At 70.1% G+C, this 19,458-nt stretch carries 18 protein-coding genes; 8 read left to right on the forward strand and 10 right to left on the reverse strand.

From position 1 onward, the window contains the following. Positions 1-15: 15 nt before the first annotated feature. The 4 genes from FB382_RS22590 to rsmI form a co-directional block, all read right to left on the reverse strand. Complete coding sequence (locus FB382_RS22590) at positions 16-1,155, reverse strand: resuscitation-promoting factor (protein ID WP_343055628.1); 1,140 nt, start codon at positions 1,153-1,155, stop codon at positions 16-18. A gap of 280 nt (positions 1,156-1,435) precedes the next feature. Further along, positions 1,436-2,341: a TatD family hydrolase gene (locus FB382_RS15640; RefSeq protein WP_182540637.1), complete on the reverse strand. Its 906-nt coding sequence runs from the start codon at positions 2,339-2,341 to the stop codon at positions 1,436-1,438. Then, complete coding sequence (locus tag FB382_RS15645) at positions 2,338-3,174, reverse strand: alpha/beta fold hydrolase (RefSeq protein ID WP_182540639.1); 837 nt, start codon at positions 3,172-3,174, stop codon at positions 2,338-2,340. The genes FB382_RS15640 and FB382_RS15645 overlap by 4 nt, the downstream gene beginning before the upstream one ends. Next, the gene (rsmI, locus tag FB382_RS15650; RefSeq protein ID WP_343055629.1) at positions 3,171-4,013 is read right to left on the reverse strand and encodes a 16S rRNA (cytidine(1402)-2'-O)-methyltransferase; all 843 of its coding nucleotides are present in this window, start codon (positions 4,011-4,013) and stop codon (positions 3,171-3,173) included. The genes FB382_RS15645 and rsmI overlap by 4 nt, the downstream gene beginning before the upstream one ends. A gap of 35 nt (positions 4,014-4,048) precedes the next feature. On the opposite strand from rsmI, the gene FB382_RS15655 reads away from it, so the two are divergent. Further along, complete coding sequence (locus tag FB382_RS15655) at positions 4,049-5,686, forward strand: dolichyl-phosphate-mannose--protein mannosyltransferase (protein WP_343055630.1); 1,638 nt, start codon at positions 4,049-4,051, stop codon at positions 5,684-5,686. Here the strand turns inward: FB382_RS15655 and FB382_RS15660 are convergent. Beyond that, positions 5,683-6,636: an SDR family NAD(P)-dependent oxidoreductase gene (locus FB382_RS15660; protein WP_220481375.1), complete on the reverse strand. Its 954-nt coding sequence runs from the start codon at positions 6,634-6,636 to the stop codon at positions 5,683-5,685. The genes FB382_RS15655 and FB382_RS15660 overlap by 4 nt on opposite strands. A gap of 34 nt (positions 6,637-6,670) precedes the next feature. On the opposite strand from FB382_RS15660, the gene FB382_RS15665 reads away from it, so the two are divergent. Together FB382_RS15665 and FB382_RS15670 are read left to right on the forward strand one after the other, a co-directional pair. Further along, positions 6,671-7,075: a pyridoxamine 5'-phosphate oxidase family protein gene (locus FB382_RS15665; RefSeq protein WP_343055631.1), complete on the forward strand. Its 405-nt coding sequence runs from the start codon at positions 6,671-6,673 to the stop codon at positions 7,073-7,075. Then, positions 7,072-7,716: a cysteine hydrolase family protein gene (locus tag FB382_RS15670; RefSeq protein ID WP_343055632.1), complete on the forward strand. Its 645-nt coding sequence runs from the start codon at positions 7,072-7,074 to the stop codon at positions 7,714-7,716. The genes FB382_RS15665 and FB382_RS15670 overlap by 4 nt, the downstream gene beginning before the upstream one ends. A gap of 1 nt (position 7,717) precedes the next feature. Here the strand turns inward: FB382_RS15670 and FB382_RS15675 are convergent, their stop codons facing one another. Continuing rightward, complete coding sequence (locus FB382_RS15675) at positions 7,718-9,862, reverse strand: DEAD/DEAH box helicase (RefSeq protein ID WP_125038395.1); 2,145 nt, start codon at positions 9,860-9,862, stop codon at positions 7,718-7,720. Between the two features lie 447 nt (positions 9,863-10,309). Here FB382_RS15675 and FB382_RS15680 point away from each other — a divergent pair, with 447 nt between their 5' ends. Together FB382_RS15680 and FB382_RS15685 are read left to right on the forward strand one after the other, a co-directional pair. Beyond that, positions 10,310-11,254 (forward strand): sensor histidine kinase, encoded by a 945-nt coding sequence (locus FB382_RS15680; RefSeq protein ID WP_182540643.1) that lies wholly within the window; start codon positions 10,310-10,312, stop codon positions 11,252-11,254. 77 nt (positions 11,255-11,331) lie between these two features. Next, positions 11,332-11,862, forward strand: a complete 531-nt coding sequence (locus FB382_RS15685) for a hypothetical protein (RefSeq protein WP_343055633.1) — start codon at positions 11,332-11,334, stop codon at positions 11,860-11,862. Positions 11,863-11,867: 5 nt separating this feature from the next. Here the strand turns inward: FB382_RS15685 and FB382_RS15690 are convergent, their stop codons facing one another. From FB382_RS15690 to FB382_RS15705, 4 genes are all read right to left on the reverse strand, one after another. Further along, positions 11,868-12,266 (reverse strand): hypothetical protein, encoded by a 399-nt coding sequence (locus FB382_RS15690; RefSeq protein WP_182540645.1) that lies wholly within the window; start codon positions 12,264-12,266, stop codon positions 11,868-11,870. 769 nt (positions 12,267-13,035) lie between these two features. Beyond that, positions 13,036-14,250 (reverse strand): MalY/PatB family protein, encoded by a 1,215-nt coding sequence (locus tag FB382_RS15695; protein ID WP_343055634.1) that lies wholly within the window; start codon positions 14,248-14,250, stop codon positions 13,036-13,038. Positions 14,251-14,570: 320 nt separating this feature from the next. Beyond that, positions 14,571-15,620, reverse strand: coding sequence for an aliphatic aldoxime dehydratase (oxdA, locus tag FB382_RS15700; RefSeq protein ID WP_182540647.1), 1,050 nt, complete (start codon positions 15,618-15,620; stop codon positions 14,571-14,573). Positions 15,621-15,631: 11 nt separating this feature from the next. Continuing rightward, positions 15,632-16,048, reverse strand: coding sequence for an ester cyclase (locus FB382_RS15705; protein ID WP_182540649.1), 417 nt, complete (start codon positions 16,046-16,048; stop codon positions 15,632-15,634). 384 nt (positions 16,049-16,432) lie between these two features. Here FB382_RS15705 and FB382_RS15710 point away from each other — a divergent pair, with 384 nt between their 5' ends. The 3 genes from FB382_RS15710 (at position 16,433) to FB382_RS15720 (ending at position 19,453) form a co-directional block, all read left to right on the forward strand. Further along, positions 16,433-17,569, forward strand: coding sequence for a class II histone deacetylase (locus FB382_RS15710; protein ID WP_182540651.1), 1,137 nt, complete (start codon positions 16,433-16,435; stop codon positions 17,567-17,569). Between the two features lie 76 nt (positions 17,570-17,645). After that, a complete protein-coding gene (locus tag FB382_RS23110) occupies positions 17,646-17,843 on the forward strand; it encodes an urease subunit gamma (RefSeq protein ID WP_182541565.1) in 198 nt (65 codons plus the stop codon). A 68-nt stretch (positions 17,844-17,911) separates the two neighbouring features. Continuing rightward, on the forward strand, positions 17,912-19,453 hold the full coding sequence (locus FB382_RS15720) for an amidase (protein WP_182540654.1): 1,542 nt from the start codon (positions 17,912-17,914) through the stop codon (positions 19,451-19,453). Positions 19,454-19,458 lie beyond the last annotated feature (5 nt).

The following is a 19,458-nucleotide window of genomic DNA, read 5'->3' on the forward strand; positions in this document are numbered from 1 at the left end:
GGGCGGGGTGGAGGCTCAGGCCTGTGCCCCACACACGGGCCAGGCACCGTAGCCACCCGACGCGTCGCGGACCTTCTCCGCGATGCTGATCTGGTACTCGCGGCTGGTCAGGTCCGGGCGGCTCACGCCGCCGTAGGCCTGCCACGTGCTGAGGTTGAACTGCAGCCCGCCGTAGTAGCCGTTGCCGGTGTTGGCGGCCCAGTTGCCGCCCGACTCGCAGGCCGCGATCCGGTCCCAGACCGAGTCGCCGCTGGAGTAGACGGGTGCCGCGGACTTCGTGCCGACCTTGAGGATCTCGTCGACCGGGTCGCGCAGGACCTTCTGGTGCAGCACCTTGGTCACGGCGAGCTTGCCGTTGCGGTAGGTGAGCCGGTAGGTCACGTTGCGCAGGCCGGTCTGGCCGGAGCGGACCACGGTGGAGTCGCCCTCGAGCATGGAGGAGTCCTCCTGCTTGACGGTGCCGAAATCGATGGCCTCGCCGTCGACGTGCTTGCGGACCACGCGGACGTCGGTGAAGACGACCTTGTCGCCGTCGTGCAGGACGTGCTGCTTGGCCGGCGCGGTCTCGTCGTGCTTCTGCACCTTCACGCCGAGCTCGTCGAGGGCGTCCTCGACGGTCAGCGCGGTGACCGTGCGCTTGGCCCACTTGTGGGCGCCGATCTTCACGTGCAGCGTCTTGGGGGTGACGACCTCGAGGTGGAGGCCGTCGCGGCGGATGTAGCCGCTACGGCTGGTGGACAGGTCGGCGCCGAGGAAGCGCTGGCCGATCTCGCCGAGGGCTCCGGCCACGTCGGTGGCAGTCACCCAGTAGTGGTGCTTCTTGCCGTCGACCTCGAGGTCGAGCGGGCGGCCGAACTTGACGGTGATCCGGCTGCCGTCGGTCACCTTCTCGTCCAGGCTGGGAGCGACGATGTCGTGCTCACCGATGTCGATGCCTTCGGCGTCGAGCACGTCGCCGACGGTGGAGCCCATCGCGGTGACATTCTCGGACTTGCCGTCGAGATTGAGGGTCACCGACTTGCTGAGAGCGGCGTACCCCATCGTGGTTCCGGCGACGGCCAGGATCACCACGGACGCGAGGGCGACCATCAGGGGGCGGCTGCTGGTGAGCCGCTGGGTCAGGGATGCGAGCTTGCTGTTCTCATTGCTGGGCACAGTGTTCCGAACGTCGTACTCCCCGGGCCTCGGGTGCCAGCGCATCCGCGCGGCGCGACCCGCCCAGGGGCGGTCCGTGCGTGTGCGGGGGTGTGGTGAAGCGGGGCTGCCGCGACGTTGCGGCGGCCACCAGCACTGGTCAGATCGATCCCGATCCCGGCCGTTAGCACACGACCATAACCACGCGTCAGCGGGGTGGACAACTCAGCGGGACCCGACTGACGAGTAACGTGAGCAGGCTCTCGATGGCAAAAAGCGTCCGATAATCGGTGCTCGCCGTCTACCAGTGCCCGCCGAACGCAACGTCGGTGTTGGCGTCGACGGCCGCGCAGAGCGCCTCGAGGTCCTCGCCGCGGACCTCGGCCATCGCCCGCATCGTCACCGGCACGAGGTACGACGCGTTGGGTCGTCCGCGCCAGGGCGTCGGCGTCAGGTAGGGGGCGTCGGTCTCGACGAGGACCCGGTCCTGCGGAGTGATCGCGAGCGCGTCCCGCAGCGGCTGGGCGTTCTTGAACGTCACCGTGCCGGCGAAGGACAGGTGCGCGCCGCGGTCCAGGCAGGCCCGGGCGACGTCGGGGTCGCCGGAGAAGCAGTGCATCACCCAACGGTCGGGCGCCCCCTCCTCGTCGATGATCCGCAGCACGTCGTCGTGGGCGTCGCGGTCGTGGATCACCAGGGTCTTGTCGAGGCGCCGGGCCAGGTCGATGTGGCGGCGGAACGACTCCTCCTGGGCGGCCCGGCCGTCCTCGCCGGTGCGGAACGTGTCGAGCCCCGTCTCCCCCACGGCGCGCACCTTGTCGTGCGCCTGCGCCAGCGCCTCGATCTCGGCCATCGCCTCGTCGAGCGTGCCGGCGGCCGCGTGGCGGGGCGCCTCGTTGGGGTGCAGGGCGACGCCGGCGACGAGGGCGTCGTACGTGCGGGCGGCCTCGACGGCCCAGCGGGCGCCCGGGAGGTCGCAGCCGATCTGCACGATGCGGGGTACGCCGACGGCGGCCGCGGCCCGCAGCGCCTCCTCGGTCGAGAACCAGCCGTCGGGGTGGTCGGCGTCGGCGATGTCGAGGTGGCAGTGGTTGTCCACGACCGGGTGCGGCAGCGGCTCGGGGGCCGGCGGGCGCTCGCGGTCGCGGCGGCTGCCGGACTTCTCCTCGGTGCCGGCGCGGGCGCGGGTCGGGCGGTCGACGCTCATGCGGTGATTCTCTCGAGGACGTGGCGGGCGAGCTCCTCGGGCGCCTGGGTCGGGATCCAGTGGCTCACGCCGGGGAGCACGACGAGCCGGTAGTCGCCGTCGACCCAGTCGGCGGTGCACTCGACGGTGGACCGCAGCACCGCGGAGTCGGCGTCGCCCCAGACCAGGGTGGTCGGCACGGCGACCCGCCGAGAGACCGCGCCGGGTCGGGTGAACGGCATCGCGCGGTACCAGTTCAGCGCCCCGGTCAGCGCGCCCTGCTCGACGATCTCGCGGCGGAACGTCGCGATCTCCTCGGGCGTCATGCCGCCGTCGGCGAAGGCCCGCTCCATCGGCCCGCCGGCCCGCCGAGCGAGCAGCTCGGGGACCCGCGGCAGCTGGAAGGCGAGCATGTACCAGGACGCGAGGCCCTGGCGGGACCGCGTCATCGCCCGGGCGAAGGCCGCATTGTGCGGCACGGCGACGGCCGTCAGGGTGCGGACGAGTTCGGGGCCCTCGGCGGCCAGCAGGTAGCCGACGGCGGCGCCCCAGTCGTGCCCCACGACGTGCACCGGGCGGCCGACCTCGGCGATCAGGGCCGCGGCGTCGTCCACCAGCAGCGGCAGCGTGTAGTCGCGGCGGCGACGCGGCCGGGCGCCGGCCGAGTAGCCGCGCTGGTCGGGCGCGACGGTCCGGAAGCCCTGCGCGTGCAGGAGCGGTGCGACGTGCCGCCAGGTGCTGGCGCGCTCGGGGAAGCCGTGCAGGAGCAGGACGGGGGTGCCGTCGAGCGGCCCCTCGTCGCGGACGTCGAAGGTCAGCCCGTCGTGGAGGTACGACGTGACGCGCCCGCTCATGCCCCGTGCACCAGGTTGTAGACCTCGCGCTTGGGCACGCCGGCCAGCTTCGCCACCTCCACGATCGCCTCCTTGCGGGGCATCCCGGACCCCTCGCGGTCGGCGACGGCGGCGAGCAGGCTGGCCGCGTCGTTGGCGACACCGGCCGCCTCCGGGGCCCCGGACACGACGATGGTGACCTCGCCGCGCACGCCCTCGGCGGCCCACGCCACGAGGTCGTCGAGCGGCCCGCGGCGTACCTCCTCGTGGGTCTTGGTGAGCTCGCGGCAGACCGCGGCCGCCCGGTCGCCGCCGAGGGCCTCGGCCATCGCGGCCAGCGCGGCCTCGGTGCGGTGCGGCGCCTCGAAGAAGACCATCGTGCGCTCCTCCTTCGCCAGCCCGGCGAGGCGGCGCGAGCGCTCGCCCGCCTTGCGCGGCAGGAAGCCCTCGAAGCAGAACCGGTCGACGGGCAGCCCGGAGACCGCGAGCGCGGTGAGCACGGCGGACGGACCGGGCACGGCGGTCACGAGCACGTCGGCCTCGACCGCGGCGGCCACCAGCCGGTAGCCGGGGTCCGAGACGCTGGGCATCCCCGCGTCGGTGACGAGCAGGACCCGCTCGCCGGCGAGCAAAGCGTCGAGCAGGACGGGCGTGCGGGCGGTCTCGTTGCCCTCGAAGTAGGACACGACGCGACCGGTGATCGTGACCCCGAGGTCCGAGGTGAGCCGCTTGAGCCGGCGCGTGTCCTCGGCCGCCACGACGTCGGCGGTGGCGAGCTCCTCGGCCAGCCGAGGCGGGGCGTCGCCCACGCGACCGATCGGGGTCGCGGCGAGGACGAGCACGCCGGGTTCGGGAGTCACGGACCGATCATGGCAGGGACGTATTGTTCACCCCCGTGACGACCCCCGCGCCGACCGCCCGCCGGGCGATCCCTTCCGCGTGGGTCCGGGCCCGGGCCGCCGTGGACTTCGAGGACCCCGTCGTCGGCTGGGCGTCCGCGATCGCGGTCATGCTCTTCTCGTTCTTCCTGCGCGTGTGGCACCTCGGGTCGCCGCACGAGTTCGAGTTCGACGAGACCTACTACGCCAAGGACGCCTGGTCGCTGGCGCACTTCGGCTACGTCCGGGACTACCAGCCCAACGCCAACGCGCAGATCCTCGACGGCCACACCATGGACCAGTGGAAGGACGGTCCGTCGATGATCGTCCACCCCGAGGTCGGCAAGTGGCTGATCGCGATGGGCGAGAAGGCCTTCGGCATGGACCCGTTCGGCTGGCGGATCGCGGCCGCGGTCGTCGGCTCGCTGATGATCCTGGTGATGTGCCGGCTGGCCCGCCGGATCACCGGCTCGACCGCGCTCGGGCTGGTCGCCGGCCTGCTGCTGAGCTTCGACGGCCTGCAGTTCGTGCTGTCCCGGCTGGCGCTGCTCGACATCTTCGTCGCCTTCTTCGTGCTCTGCGGGGTGGCCTGCCTGGTCAACGACCGCTTCTGGCTGCGCGCCCGGATCGCCCGGCTCCAGCCCGAGCCCGTGACCGGCGGCGGCTGGGGTCCGGTGCGCCGGGTGCTGTTCCGGCCGTGGCTGCTGCTCGGCGGCATCACCTGGGGTCTCGCGCTCGGCAGCAAGTGGGAGGCGGCCTACCCGCTCGCGGCGTTCGGCGTGCTCACCTGGCTGTGGAGCGCCGGCGCGCGGCGCTCGTTCGGCGTCCGCTGGCCGGTCCTGAAGGCGGCCGTGGTCGACGGCATCCCGGCGTTCGTGCAGGTCGTGATGGTGGCCCTGGTCGTGTACGTCGCGTCGTGGACCGGCTGGCTGATCCACGCCCAGGAGTACGAGACGCACCTGTCGGCCACGCAGTACACCCACTACGCCGGTGGCAAGGACTGGCCGACGCGGGACCAGAAGGACGCCTCGGGATTCGGGGAGGTCGTGCAGTCGCTCGACTCGCTCGCGCACTACCACCGCGACGTCTACATGTTCCACACCCACTTCCTGAACGACTCGACGCACACCTACGCCTCGAAGCCGTCGGGCTGGCTGCTCCTCAACCGGCCGGTCGGCGTCGCCGCCGACGTCGACATCAAGCCCGGCACCCAGGGCTGCCACGCCTCGCCCGACAGCGACTGCCTGCGGCAGGTGCTGCTGATCGGCACCCCCGCGATCTGGTGGGCCGGGATCCTCGCGCTGCTCTACGCCGTGGCGACCTGGGTCGGCGGCCGCGACTGGCGCTTCGGGATCGCCGTCGTCGGCACCGCCTCGACCTGGCTGCCGTGGCTGCAGTACGACGACCGGCCTATCTTCCTGTTCTACGAGGTCGTGACGCTGCCGTTCGTGGTGCTCGCGCTGACGCTGGCGATGGGCAAGATGATCGGGACCTCGACGCAGCCCTCGCCGCGGCGCACGGCCGGGGTGATCGCGGCCGGGTCCTACTTCGTGATCGCGCTGATCAACTTCGCGTGGTTCTGGCCGATCTTCACCAACCAGCTCCTGACCCACTCAGAGTGGCTGGACCGGATCTGGTTCCAGCGCTGGGTCTAGAGCCCCAGGCTCTCCTCCACCCAGGTCCACATCCGGTCGCGCTCGGCGGCGTCGGTGCGGGTGCGGGGCAGCAGGTGGGTGGGCCGGGCGCGCCGGTCGTGCCACAGCAGTCCCCCGGGCGGGGCCGGCTCGGCGGCCGCGACCCAGACCGTGGTGTCGGCGCCGCCCGCAGCGTCACGGAGCAGCGGCCCGGTGACCTTGTGGAAGGTCGGCAGCGAGTCGACGACGCCCGGGGTGTCGGCCCAGCCGGGGTGGGTGGCGTGCACGTCGATGCCGTCCCAGCGGTCCTGCAGGACGGGCAGGAGCTCGACCTGGGCGCGTTTGCTCCGGGCGTAGGCCGTCGTGGGTGAGTAGTCGCCGGTGAGGTACTCCGGGTCGTCGGCCCGCAGCCGCTGGCCGTACATCCCGCCGCTGGTCACCAGCACCGTCCGGCCGCCGGCCATCCGGTCGCGGAGCAGCTCGGTCATCAGCACCGGCCCGAGGACGTGCAGCGCCATGGTCAGCTCGTGGCCCTGCGCCGACTCGGTGCGCTCGGGCGGCATGGCCCCGGCGTTGTGCACCAGCACGTCGAGGCGGCCGGCGTCGAGCTCGCCCGCGAAGCGTCGTACGTCGTCGAGGTCGCCCACGTCGCACCGGTCGACGTGCAGCCGGGCGCCCGGGACCCGGCCGGCGATCTGGCGCACGACCCGGCCGCCCTTGTCGGGGTCGCGCACCACCAGCCGCACCTCGGCGCCGAGCGCCGCGAGGCCCTCGGCGGTCGCGAGGCCGAGCCCGGAGGTCGCGCCGGTGACCGCGACGACCTTGCCGGCCATCGAGCCGAGGGTCGGGTCGGCGGGCCAGGTCGGCAGGTGCCGGCGCACGGCGAGACCGACCCGCGTGTAGCCGGGCGCGACCGTCCGGTCCAGGGCGGTGTCCAGGCCGGCGGACAGGACACGCACGAAGGGCTGCATGCCGGCGACGGTAGCCGGTGGCACCATGGCGCCGGTGACCTCGTGGACCCCCGACTGGGACGACTTCCCGCCCGACCTGCTGGCGTTCTGGACCGAGCGGCACCTGTGCACGCTCACGACCATCCGCCCCGACGGACGTCCGCACGTCGTGCCCGTCGGCGTCGCGCTCGACCGCGACGAGCGCTGCGCCTGGGTGATCACCGGCGGCTCGTCGCGCAAGGCCGCGCACCTCGCCTCGCCGGGGCCGGTGGCCGCGTGCCAGGTCGACCGGGCCCGCTGGTCGACGCTCGAGGGCACGGGCGTGGTCGTCGCCGACCCGGCGTCGGTGGCGCGGGCGGTCGCGATGTACGCCGCGCGCTACAAGGTCCCCCGCGAGAACCCGAGCCGGGTCGCGATCCGGATCGAGGTCACCCGGATCCTGTCCTCGCGGAGGGTGTGAGCGCCGTGCTGCACGAGTGGCGGATCGCGCCGCGGGAGTACGCCCGGCACGAGTCCCGGCGGGGTCGCCGCTTCGCCCACGAGTCGATCGTGCCGGCCCGGACCGCGCTGGTCGTGGTCGACGTGGTGCCGTTCTTCGTCGAGCAGAACCCCTACTGCGCCGGGATCCTGCCCCAGGTCCGCGCCCTGTCCACGGCCGTGCGCGACGCCGGTGGCGTCGTGGCCTGGGTCCGGCCGACGTCCGGCCCGCCGACACCCGCGGCCGTGGCCTTCTACGGAGCGGACGTGGCGACGCTGTACGCCGCGTCCGGGGGCGAACCAGCCGCGGAGGCCGGCGTACAGGCGGGTGACCTGCACGTGGAGAAGAGCGTGCCGAGCGCGTTCTTCCCGGGGCTGTGCGACCTGCACGACCTGCTGGCGGAGCGGTCGGTCGACACCGTGATCGTGACCGGCACGGTGACCAACGTGTGCGTGGAGTCGACGGTCCGGGACGCCGCGACGCTGGGCTACAGGGTCGTGCTCGTGGCCGACGCGTGCGCGGCGGTCGACGACGCGACGCACAACGCGACGCTGCACACGGTCTACCGCTCGTTCGGCGACGTCCGCCCGACCGCCGAGGTGCTCGCGCTCCTCGGCGGCTGACTCACGCGCCCAGGCCCAGCTTCTCGGTCAGCGCGTCGGTCAACAGGGCGACGAGCGCCTCGAGCTGGACGTCGGCGGAGGAGGAGATCTCCTCGTCCGAGCCGTCGAGGGCGACCGCGGCCAGGCCGGCCTTGCTGTCGATGAGCTCGGCGACCTTGGTGTCGATCGTCTGGGCCGCGATGATCCGCCACGCGGTGACCGGCTCGGCCTGGCCGATGCGGTGCACGCGGTCGATGGCCTGGGTCTGCTCGGCGTCGGTCCAGGACAGCTCGGCGAGCACGACGTTGGAGGCGACCTGGAGGTTCAGGCCGACGCCGGCGGCGGTCAGCGAGCAGACGGCGATCGCGACGTCGGGGTCGTTGACGAAGTCGTCGATGTTCTTCTGGCGGACCTTGGTCGACTGCTCGCCGCGGATCGAGGAGTAGCGGATGCCGCGCTTGTCGAAGAGCTCCTGGGCGGCGTCCATGACGTCGATGTGCTTGGCGAAGAAGACGACCTTGCCGACGTTGCGGGCCAGCTGGGCGGCGTAGTCGGCCGCGAGGCCGGACTTGGCCTGGCCGATCCGCCGCATCATCGTGAAGACGTTCTCGTCGGACTTGGTCGTCGTGGTGTCCTCGCGCTCCCACGTCGCCACGCGGCGTACGAGCTCGTGGTCGATGCCCTCGACGGTGATGCCGGACGTGCGGGTCGCGAGCGCGGTCTCGTAACGGTGCACGAGACGTCGCGCGAGCTCCCGCTCGGCGGCCCGGATCGAGCGGCCGGCCTCGTCGTCGAGCTCGACCGGGAGGTCGGCGATCCGGCGGGCCGGGATGTCGGCGGCGACGTCGACCTTGCGGCGCCGGACGATGCCCATGTCGATGACGGCGTTGCGCGCGGCGGGGTAGAAGCCGAAGTCGGCGGGCGTCATGTCGGTCTCCTCCAGCGCGGCCATCAGCGCGGGGAGCGGCTTCTTGTCGTCGATCCAGCCGAGGAACTGCCAGATCGCCCGGAAGTCCTCGATGTCGTTGATCAGCGGGGTGCCGGTCAGCGCCATCAGCAGCGGGCGGACCGTGCGGGTGCGGATCCGCTCGGAGAGCTGGAGCGCGTGCTGGGAGCGCTGCGAGGTCTTGTTCTTGATGAAGTGGGCCTCGTCGACGACCATGCCGCGGAAGCCGAAGTCGCCGAGCCAGCCGACGTGGCGGTCGAGCACCTCGTAGTTGACGACCACGATGTCGGCGAAGCCGTCGATGGTGTGGCCGTCGCCGTGGATGACGGTGGCGGTGCGGTTGGGGGTCCAGATGCCGGCCTCGCGCGCCCAGTTGGTCTTGACGACGTTGGGGACGACGACCAGCAGCGGGTAGGCGTTGGCGGCCTCGGCGGCGAGCAGCGCCTGGGCGGTCTTGCCGAGGCCGGGCTCGTCGGCGAGCAGGAAGGTGCGGTGGCCGTTGGCGGCCGCGGCCACCACCCCGGCCTGGTGGGGCATCAGCTCGTGGCCGCCGGGGGCCCGGAGCGAGGTCGGCTCGGGCAGCGGCATGCACGAGGAGGAGCCGCCGTACTCGAAGGAGCGGAAGAGCGGGCCGAGGAGCTCCCACGAGGCGAGCCGGCCGGTGCGCGGCCGGGGCTGCTGCTCGGCGGCGCTGAAGTCCGGGACGAGGAAGGGGTTGGCCAGCTGGCGCGAGACCACGGACTGCGGCAGCACGCGCTTCTCGTTCTGCGGCGGGGCGGCGCTGGGCTCGGTCGGGGCGACCGGGTCCGGGGTGGGCTCCATGCCGGCGGCCTTGAGCATCTCGCGCTTGCGGGAGCGGGCCGACTCGGTGACCACGGCGTCCTCGGCGAGGAGCTGCAGCAGGGAGGTGTCGCGGGCGGCGGTCTTGGCCATGATCGTGGCGATGCCGTCGAGGCGCTTGAGCTGCTCGGCGCGGTGCGCCTCGGTGCCCTCCTCGTCGGCCTTCACCCGAGCCCGCTCCTCGCGGACCAGCTGGGCCAGGGCCTGGAAGGTGGCGCGGCCGGACGGGTTGACCGGGCCGCGCTGGGCCCCGGCCTCGACCTCGCGCACGGCGCGCGCGAGGACCGGGATGACGCCCTCGTTGTCGAGGTTGCGGGCACGCCGCTGGTTGCGCGGGGCGGTGCGGACACCGCCCCCCTGACGCTGGCCTCGTCGAGCCAAGACTCCTCCTCCGGATGCCGTGGCGCCACGCCACGGCCGGTAGCAGCGCTGCAGGCAGCCCCGCGACCGGGAGCGACGAGACGCCGAGCGGACTGAGCCAGGAAGACGGTCCGGCGGCGCTACTCGATCCACCCGATCTCCGGGACCTGACATGGAGACCGACATCCCGGAACCGATGGTCCGCGATGAGCGTGGGGCCTGCGAGCCTCGAGATGAGGGTCGCTGCTGCACCCAGCCTATCCCCCGGCCGCGCCCCGCGGGGAACCCCCGGCACATCCGTGCCATCCGGGCCTTGATTGGTGTGGTCCCAACGGGTGACTCCCCCGCACATCGGGACTACTCTCGAAGGGTGCGCGTTCCCCGGGTCGCAACCGGGCACTCGGCGGCCAGCGGCCCTCTCCAGAAGTGCGCGGCCTGCCCTGACCCCGCACCGGGGGTGAGCGCGGCATGAGCGCCCTGGCACACGAGGCCATGCCCCGCTTCGAGCACGCGACGCTGTGCTACCGCGACGACGCGGAGTTCCTCGACCTGGTCGGCGGATTCGTCCGGGACGGCGTCGAGCGCGACGAGGCCGTCCTGGTCGCCGAGCCGACCCAGCGTCTCGCCCAGCTGCGCGACGCCCTGGGTGACGACGCCCGTCGGGTCGAGTGGCTGGACATGACGGAGGCCGGGAGCAACCCGGCCCGCATCATCGCCCTCTGGGCCGAGTTCGTGTCCCTCGGCGAGGAGGCCGGGAGGGCGATGCGTGGGGTGGGTGAGCCGGCGTGGCCGGGACGACGCCCGGAGGAGTTCGACGAGTGCCGGCTGCACGAGCTGCTGCTCAATCGGCAGTTCGACGGCGGCCCGGGCTGGCTGCTGGTCTGCCCCTACGACATCACCGGGCTCCCGGCGTACGTCGTCGCGGAGTCGCTGCGCACCCACCCGCTGCGCTACGACCACGACGGCTTCACGACCACGCCGTTCTACGACGGGCTGCTCGTCGACCGGACCTTCGCCGCTCCTCTGCCCGCGCCGCCCGCGGACGCCCGGACGCTCGCCTACGACGCGCCGTCGGCCGGCCTCGTCCGCACGGCCCTCCAGGACTTCGGGACGTCCTGCGGCGTCACCGAGGAGCGCATCGAGGACCTGTCCGTGGCCGGCTGGGAGATCGCGGTCAACAGCATCCAGCACGGCGGCGGCCGCGGCGTGCTGCGGCTGTGGCGCGAGCCGGGTGCGATGGTCGCGCAGTTCGAGGACGACGGCGTCATCACCGACGCGCTCGTCGGCCGCCAGACCCCACCGCTCGACGGGACCGGTGGCCGCGGCGTCTACCTCGCCCACCAGCTGTGCGACCTGGTGCACCTGCGCTCGTCGACCGGCGGCACCGTCGTACGCCTCGTCACCTGGCTGTAGTCACGGACGGGCAGCCGACCTCCGCGAGCGTCGACCTCTACTGGCTGCCGCTCGGCGCCGGCGACAACACGCACTGCGTGCGGACCAACGGGCGGATCTTCGAGTGGGTCAGTGCCCACCTCGAGCGACGTGAGCGGTGCGACCTCTACCACGCGGCGCTCGAGGTGTGCCTCGGGTCGGAGGCGTTCGTCATCGAGATGGCCCCGGTGTGGAGCCTCGACGACCCCGACCGCGGCGTGGTGTGCGAGGGCCCGGTCGGGCTGGGCTGGCTGGGTCGCTCGCGGATGTTCCGCTACGAGGTGCACTGCTGGCGCAACGGCGTCATCCCGGACGTGGACGAGGCCGTCGACAGCCCCCAGCGACTGAGCACCGATCCGGGCCGGGCGCAGCGTCTTCTCGCCCTCCTGCCGTCGTTCCCCAACGCGACGTGGGGCCGGGACGACCTCGGCGCCGGTGAGATGTGGAACTCCAACTCGCTCGTCTCGTGGCTCCTGGCGAGCAGCGGCCACGACATGAACACGCTCGAGCCCCCGGCCCACGGGCGCGCGCCCGGGTGGGCCGCCGGGCTCGTCGTCGCGTCACGCGTGGTGTCGACGCCGGGGCCGTGACCCCGTCAGGCCCGGTGCCAGACGATCCCGAAGTCGTCGGTCAGCGTGTCGCTGCCGGCGTCGTAGGCATAGCCGAGCGTGATGCGTGACCTGAACACGTTGCCGCCCGGCAGGCAGACGAGAGGCCCGGCCGTGACCAGGTCGTTGCCGTCCACGAAGCCCGGGCCGGTGACCAGGGCGGGGTTGCCGCCGCACGCGCTCGTGGCGGACTCGTCGTAGTAGATCACCGAGTAGGCGTGCCTTCCCGAGCCCACGATGCTCAAGGTCTGGGCGCTTCCGTCAGTGTCGACTGACGTCCACGTGCCGGCCAGCGCTCCGCCGGCCGCGGATGCGGGTGCTGCGAGGCCGGCGCCGGTGAGCCCGAGGACCACGGTGAGCGCCAGCGAGAGAGATGCCCTTTTCATGAGGTCGCTGCCTTCCTCCAGTTCGGACCAATCACCCAAGGCTCCTGCTGGCCGGCCGAGATCGGCAATGGCCCGGATGAGCCACGCGAGGGGGCACGATGGGGGGCCGGGAGCCATGACGAAGCTGCCGAGCCGCGGGAACGAAAAAGACCCAGGTCAGCGACCTGGGTCTGGTGGTGGAGCTGAGGGGATTCGAACCCCTGACCTTCTCATTGCGAATGGCCGGAGCCCGCACTTGCCCGCCTCCCGAGCGCTCGGGATTGAAGCCCAGCAACTCTTGGAATCGCACAGATTGAACATCGGGGGTACGCAGGGGGTACACGCACCTTCGACCGAGCCTCGGTGTGCGTTAGCAGGCATCCGGACCCCGTCCGCGACGTCGCTGGTAGTCGGAGTTCAGCGACCACCTTCAGGCTGTGACTCTGATGTCCTCGCTACCGGCAGGAAGGGCTCGCGCCGGTGATTCCAACGTTGAATGCCGGGTCGAGCCAGCAATCGCCCGATGCCGCCGCGCGTACGGTGGTCGTACGAAGCCAGTTGACGCCCTCCGCCGATAAAGCGCACGCGGAGATCCTTCACCGCAGCTAGACCTCGCACTGGGATATGAGAGGAACCTTGAGACCCATCAGGTGCACGACGTAGGCGGGAGCACGGCACTGGCGCACCTTGATCAGCTTGCCGTCGAGGAAGCGGACAACCGTCACCGATGCCGCTGACTGCGGGGTCGGGGTCGGGTATGGCTGGGCGTCGGCCGGAGACGACACGCTGTCTAGGAAGGTCGACCAGTTGAGGCCTCTCCGAGGCGAGTGATCGCCTCGGTGAGAATGGTGGTCGAGGTCGCGAAGTTTAGGCGGACATGTCCGCTCCCGCCGGTTCCGAAGACGTGCCCAGAACTCAGTGCGACGCGTGCATGATCCAGGAAATATCGTGCTGGACCCGCAAGGTCGGAGACTGCGCCTGTGCCGCCGCTCGCTGGTGTGTCAATGCCTAGACTTCGGCAGTCGAGCCAAGCGAGATACGTGCCTTCGGGCCGGAGGTAACCAACCTCGGGAACGTGTTCGGAGAGGAGCTCGCCGAGCAGCCTCCTGTTGGCGTCCAGTCCGCCCAGCAGCGCGTCGAGCCAGACGCCCCCGTGCTGGAATGCCGCTGTGTGGGCGATGACGCCAAGGTGACTCGGCCCGTGACTGACCTCCTCCGGAATCCGTGCCAGGTCCGACGCAGCGGCCACAGGCCCGGCCGCCACCAGGGCGGCCTTCAGGCCAGCGAGGTTCCATGCCTTCGAAGCCGACATCAGCGAAAACGCGTCCTCGGTGCCCGGCACGGACAGGTAGGGCGTGAATCTGGCGCCAGCCAGGACCAGAGGTGCATGGATCTCGTCGGCGATCACACGAACACCATGCTGCTCGGCCAGCGCGGCAACACTCTCCAGCTCGGAGCGGGTATGCACTGCCCCGGTCGGGTTGTGCGGATTGCTGAGCAGGTAGACGGCGCGAGGACTCAATGCTCGCGCTTGGCGAAAGGCGCCTTCGAGCTCGTTGAGATCGATGCGTCCCACGGGGGTGAGGCCGGATTCGACGACTCGCCAGCCGCCGTGGCTGACGAACGCATAGAACGGCGGGTAGACGGGAGCGTTGACGATGACCGGATCGCCTGGCTCCGTGATCAACCGGAGCACCTCGACGATTCCCATCATCACGTCGGGCACGATCGAAGCGGTCTCCGCTGGGAACCCTCCCCAGCCCCACCTGGTCGAGGCGAAGGCGCTCACGGCAACTGCATAGTCCTCACCAGCCGAATATCCGGTGTCCCCGGCGTCGATGGCGTCACGCAGGGCATCAGCAATAGGTGCGGCGAGCAGTACGTCCATCTCGGCCACCCACAATGGCAGTACGTCGCGAGGGTGAACGCGCCACTTCATGCTCGTCCGCCTCTGCAGTTCGCGCAGGGAGAGCACTTCCAGCGGGTTCGGCACCGTTGCGCTCACGACTACTCCAGATCACTCAGAGGCGTTCATCGGGTCGGTCAGGCAGGCGAAACAGAGGAAGGCTACGGGAGCGCCGGTGGTCCCAGGTCCCATGGCTCGCCAGATAGGCGACTGGCTCGCGATCCGGGTCGTAGACGGGTCGGAGCGTGAGGATACGCCCGGATCTGCCGCCTAGCGTGCGTCCGCAACCGCGATCGTGGCCTGCGGGATCAGCCGCGAATCCGGGGAGAGGTTGAAGTCAGTCACGACCGCGTGACCCTTGCAAGAGGTCGTCGCGAAAGTACCCAGCTGACGAATTTCATCTAGTCACACCTGGGTCGTCAGCGGCACACGTCCCGCATCATTCCGGTCGCCGGATGGCAGTTGATGTACTCGGACGTCTGGTTCGAGCCGTCCGAGACCGAGACCTCATGGTAGAGACGGAGCTCCTCGAGGGTGGCAGCCATCTTGACGAACGTCGCAAAGATGCGCAGGTGAGTGGAATGGGTCTCGGCCCAGCGCTCGAGGGCGGCCAGAGAACTCCAGTGGCCGACGTTGTAGGTCTCCCCGAGGAGGGTGCCGTCAAGATCGATGCTCTGGACGAAGCGGTTGCTGTAGCACCCGACAGCCTGGCCGTTGTCTCGCAAGAAGTTCATGCCGTCGACGAGCGTCGGCTGGATTTTGTCGAGATAGAGGGACTGCTGATCCGGGGCGGCGTGCTTCCAGTCCTGACCGGATCGGATCACGGCGATGTTGTCATGACCTTTGACGACGACGCGGCCACCATCTGCCGGATTGCCCGATGCGACGGTCAGCCCTCCCGAAGGCCACATCCAGTCTGTCTGCGACAGAGGGAACCGCTCACGCATGGAACCCCAGTAGCCATGCTCGTTGATCTCGCCGGTAACGGCGCCCATCACCGCGCCGATGCCGGGTAAGTCGTTCTGATAGCCGTAAATGGTCTCGAATTGCTCCAGACGGGGACAGTGCGTCTCGCGGAAGTAGCCCAATCCGTCCTGAAGTCGGTCGTCGGACTCCCACCAGTCGGCGACCATCGGGGAGGACGACCAGCGGGCGTACGCCGCAGGGTCGAGCCAGTACGCGACGACCATGAGGTTGTGGTGGTCCTGGTTGTCGCGGTGGTAGGAGAGGTCGTGGTGCCTCGGTCCGTCCGGGCCAGAGAACATGGAGATGATGTGCTGCATCGCCTCGAAGGCCTGCTCAGGTTGAGCTTCGGTGGCGTACTGGACGCCCAGGCAGGACATGACGACCTGGTCAATCCGTGTCGCAGCGCGGGCGCTGTAGCTCGGGTACGGAGGCTGGTAGTCCTCGGGCACCCGGCGTGGGAGGGTGCGTGGACAGGTGAGCCGGGGGTCGATGGCGGAGTCCATTTGTCGGCTCGTCAGACCCATCCGAGCTGTTGCATCGAGGCCCCGTCGTTCCAGATCTTCGTGATGTGGCGGATCTTGCCGTCGTCGAAGGACATGTCGTAGACGGAGTCAGTTGCCAACTTCTTCCCGGTGGGCGGGACCGGGCCGCCTTCGCCGGTGTGAGTGCCATGGAAGATTCCGTAGACGAGCACCTTGCTTCGCACGTTGTCTACGGCCAACGTTCTGATCTCTGCACGGCCGTCGGGCACGGGGGTGAAAAGACCCTTCATCCACTCCGTGTAGGTGTGGACGCTGTCGACGCCCTCGAGGGCGGCTGCCTGGGCCGCGAATGTGGCGTCCGGATGGCAGTAAGGCTGGCAACTCTCCCATCCGCCGCCGGCCTCGCAGGCTTCGAAGAAGTTCTCTGCAATCTCCCCGATCCCAGTCATCATCCGTTCCTTCCACTTGTCGTTGGCACCGCTCTCATGGCGAGAGTGCTGCCTAGCCCACGACCGCGGGTAACGAGAATCCGAGAAGATCTCCCGGGTCGTTGGTCGAAACCACAAAGAGAGGGAGGAGCGGGAAGGCGCCCGTGTGAGGCAAGCATCAGCGCCGGTTCCCGGGGGCATGCATCGGCAGCGGGCTAGCGGCGCTACCTGGATCTGTGGATTTCCGCAGCGATTCCGCGACGAATTTTGCGCTCTCCCTGTATCCGGCCTGAACGCGGACGCCGCACCATCGGTATAGGCACGTGGTCCGCGTCACAGAACGGGCCGAGGCCGTGAACTGATCTCGACAGTCCTGCTTCTCCTCCATGAAAGAAGGCACAGCTGATGGCACGACGCACCGGATTCGTTTGGCACGAGAAGTACGCCTGGTTCAACCTGGGGCAGGACGCCGGCTTCGTACACCCGGACGGCATGACGATCCAGCCCGACACGCACGTGTACGACCTGGAGGTCGTGCGCAGGTTCCGCAACCTGCTCGATGTGAGCGGACTGCTCGACCAACTCATCCGCGTGGTGCCCCGTAATGCGAGCGACGCGGAGCTGGGCCGCGTCCACACCCAGGAGATGATCGACGCGACCAGGGAGCTGTCCGCCCTACCGTTGGGCGGCGAGGTTGGGACCTTCGCTCCGATCCCCCGAGGCACTTTCGAGATCGCGTCGCTTGCCGCCGGTGGGGCGATCGCTGCCGTTGAGGCCGTCATGAAGGGCGAGGTGGACAATGCATACGCGCTGCTCCGTCCCGCCGGGCACCACTCCGAGCCGGAGCAATCCGTGGGCTTCTGCGTCTTCTCCAACGCGGCCATCGCCACGCGCCACCTTTTCGAGGAGCTCGGTGTGGAGCGAGTGGCACTCGTCGACTGGGACGTCCACCACGGCAACGGCACCCAGGCCGCGCTGTACGACGAGCCCAGGGCGTTGACCATCTCCATCCACCAGGACCGTCTCTTCCCCCCGGACAACGGATTCGTGGAGCAGATCGGCGCAGGCGACGCCGTTGGAACGAACCTCAACATCCCGCTGCCTGCTGGTTGCTCCGCTGCCGCCTACAACGACGTCTACGACCGGATCGTCATTCCGGCCCTCCGGAAGTTCCGCCCGGACATCATCATCATCCCCAGCGGCTTCGACGCAGGTCACATGGATCCCATGGGCCGGATGCAGATGCATTCTGAGGGCTATCGCGAGCTCACCCGCAAGATGATGGCGCTGGCGGATGAGCTGTGCGAGGGACGGCTGGTGTTCCTGCACGAGGGCGGCTATTCCCGTTGGACGGTGCCGTTCTACGGCCTCGCCGTCATGGAGGAGCTCTCCGGCATCAAGACCGACGTCGTCGACCCCTACCTGGGCTGGGCCTCGACCGAACATCTTGGTCTGCTCACCCACCAGTCTGCCGCGATCGATGCCGCAGCGGTGAACCTCGAACGGGTTCCCGACCACCGACCTGTTCACGCCCCAGCCTGACGGCGTCACCGACTCCGTAGACGACCACTCCCCTTGAACGGCTCCCGAGCGCGGCAGCGAGGACAGTGTCGAGCCCCTGACGCCTAGAGGGGACCACCTCGAGCTGTTCCTCGCTGCCGAGCCCGGCCGAGGGCGACTCGCCCGCGGCATGCTGCCGAACGCTCCTGTGGCGACAGCGCTGGTCGCCCACGCAGTCGTCGGGGCCGCCAGGGACGGGGTCCGCCACGCGGAGGCGGTGACGGTCCCCCAGAGCATGCTGGGCAGGCGTTCTTGATGGCCGGCGTGGCGGAGACGTGGTCCGCCTCGATGGGCACCACTGACGAGTCAGCTATCGGAGGACACATGACGATTGATCGGCCTCACAGCGGCTCGTTCGCGAGCATCTCAGAGACTTACGGGCTCAGGCTGTCGACGGAGGATCTCAACGAGTACGTCGCAGCGGCCGACGCAATGCTGGCGTCCTGGGACTTGGTCGAGGCGCTGCACGACGACGAGGCCCCGCCGGTGCCCGAGCGGTCATGGTCTCGACCGAGCGACGAGGACAACGTCCTGGGCGCCTGGTACGTGACCACTCACCTGCAGGAGACGACCGAGGGTCCACTCGCCGGCGTACGCGTGGCGATCAAGGACAACACCTGCGTCGCTGGCGTTCCCATGATGAACGGCTCCCACATGCTCCAGGGATTCATGCCGAGCCGGGACGCGACGGTCGTGACCCGTCTGCTGGCGGCGGGTGCGGTCATCGCAGGCAAGGCCGTGTGCGAGGACCTCTGCATGTCAGCCGGCTCGCACACGAGCAAGACCGGTCCCGTGCTCAACCCCTGGGACCTCGAGCGATCCGCGGGCGGCTCGTCCAGCGGAAGTGGTGTCTTGGTCGCGACGGGCCAGGTGGACATGGCCATCTCGGGCGATCAGGGGGGATCCATCCGCGTGCCGGCCGCCTGGCTCGGCCTCGTCGGGCACAAGCCGACGTGGGGGCTCGTCCCCTACACGGGGGCAATCCCCGTGGAACAGTCGCTCGATCATCTCGGTCCCACCGGACGGTCGGTCAACGACGTCGCACGCATGCTCACCGTGATTGCGGGGCCGGACGGACTCGATCCCCGACAACCTCTCACGATGGACGCCGTCGACTATGTCGACGAGCTCACCAAGGGTGCGGTCGGGCTGCGCATCGGCGTCGTGTCCGAGGGGTTCGATCACGCGAACTCCGAGCCCGAGGTCGATGAGTCAGTCCGAGCGGCTGTGAGCGTTCTCCAGGCGTCCGGACTGCTTGCTGAACGCGTGTCCATCCCCTGGCACCTCCGGGCGCCGGCCCTGTTCAGTGTCATCGCCACTGAGGGCGGATTGCGACAGCTGGTCGACGGCAACGCCTTCGGCTCCAGCTGGAAAGGGGCGTACGATCCCGACGCCATCGCGCACTTCGGCACGCGGCGACAGCAGCGGCCCCACCAGTTCCCCGAGTCGGTGAACATGACCATCCTGGCTGGGCGGCACAGCATCGGGCTGGCTCACGGCCGCCACTACGCGATGGCGCGGAACCTCGAACGAAGCCTGGCCGCTGCCTACGACTCAGCGCTCTCCGTGTACGACGTCCTGGTCATGCCGACCACCCCGATCCGCGCGGCACCACTGCCGGGACGTGATGCGTCGGTCTCCGAGGTCCTGTCGCGTGGGACCGAGATGTTGGCCAACACCGCGCCCTTCGACGTGACGGGACACCCAGCCTGTTCTGTCCCCGCGGGAGTCGTCGACGGACTCCCCGTCGGGCTCATGGTCATCGGAAGGAAGTTCGACGACGCCACGGTGCTGCGCGTCGCGCACGCACTCGAGATTGCGATCGGCGGGTTCCCGCCGCCGCCCGACACAGGGAGCAACGCGTGAACGGA

It is taken from the genome of Nocardioides ginsengisegetis, assembly GCF_014138045.1.
Taxonomy (GTDB): Bacteria; Actinomycetota; Actinomycetes; order Propionibacteriales; family Nocardioidaceae; genus Nocardioides; species Nocardioides ginsengisegetis.

Coding starts and splice junctions, on each gene's coding strand:
- FB382_RS15640 (WP_182540637.1), bottom strand. CDS start 2,341: ATGAGCGTCGACCGCCCGACCCGCGCCCGCGCCGGCACCGAGGAGAAG.
- FB382_RS15645 (WP_182540639.1), bottom strand. CDS start 3,174: ATGAGCGGGCGCGTCACGTCGTACCTCCACGACGGGCTGACCTTCGAC.
- FB382_RS15660 (WP_220481375.1), bottom strand. CDS start 6,636: ATGCAGCCCTTCGTGCGTGTCCTGTCCGCCGGCCTGGACACCGCCCTG.
- FB382_RS15680 (WP_182540643.1), top strand. CDS start 10,310: ATGAGCGCCCTGGCACACGAGGCCATGCCCCGCTTCGAGCACGCGACG.
- FB382_RS15690 (WP_182540645.1), bottom strand. CDS start 12,266: ATGAAAAGGGCATCTCTCTCGCTGGCGCTCACCGTGGTCCTCGGGCTC.
- oxdA (WP_182540647.1), bottom strand. CDS start 15,620: ATGGACTCCGCCATCGACCCCCGGCTCACCTGTCCACGCACCCTCCCA.
- FB382_RS15705 (WP_182540649.1), bottom strand. CDS start 16,048: ATGACTGGGATCGGGGAGATTGCAGAGAACTTCTTCGAAGCCTGCGAG.
- FB382_RS15710 (WP_182540651.1), top strand. CDS start 16,433: ATGGCACGACGCACCGGATTCGTTTGGCACGAGAAGTACGCCTGGTTC.
- FB382_RS15720 (WP_182540654.1), top strand. CDS start 17,912: ATGACGATTGATCGGCCTCACAGCGGCTCGTTCGCGAGCATCTCAGAG.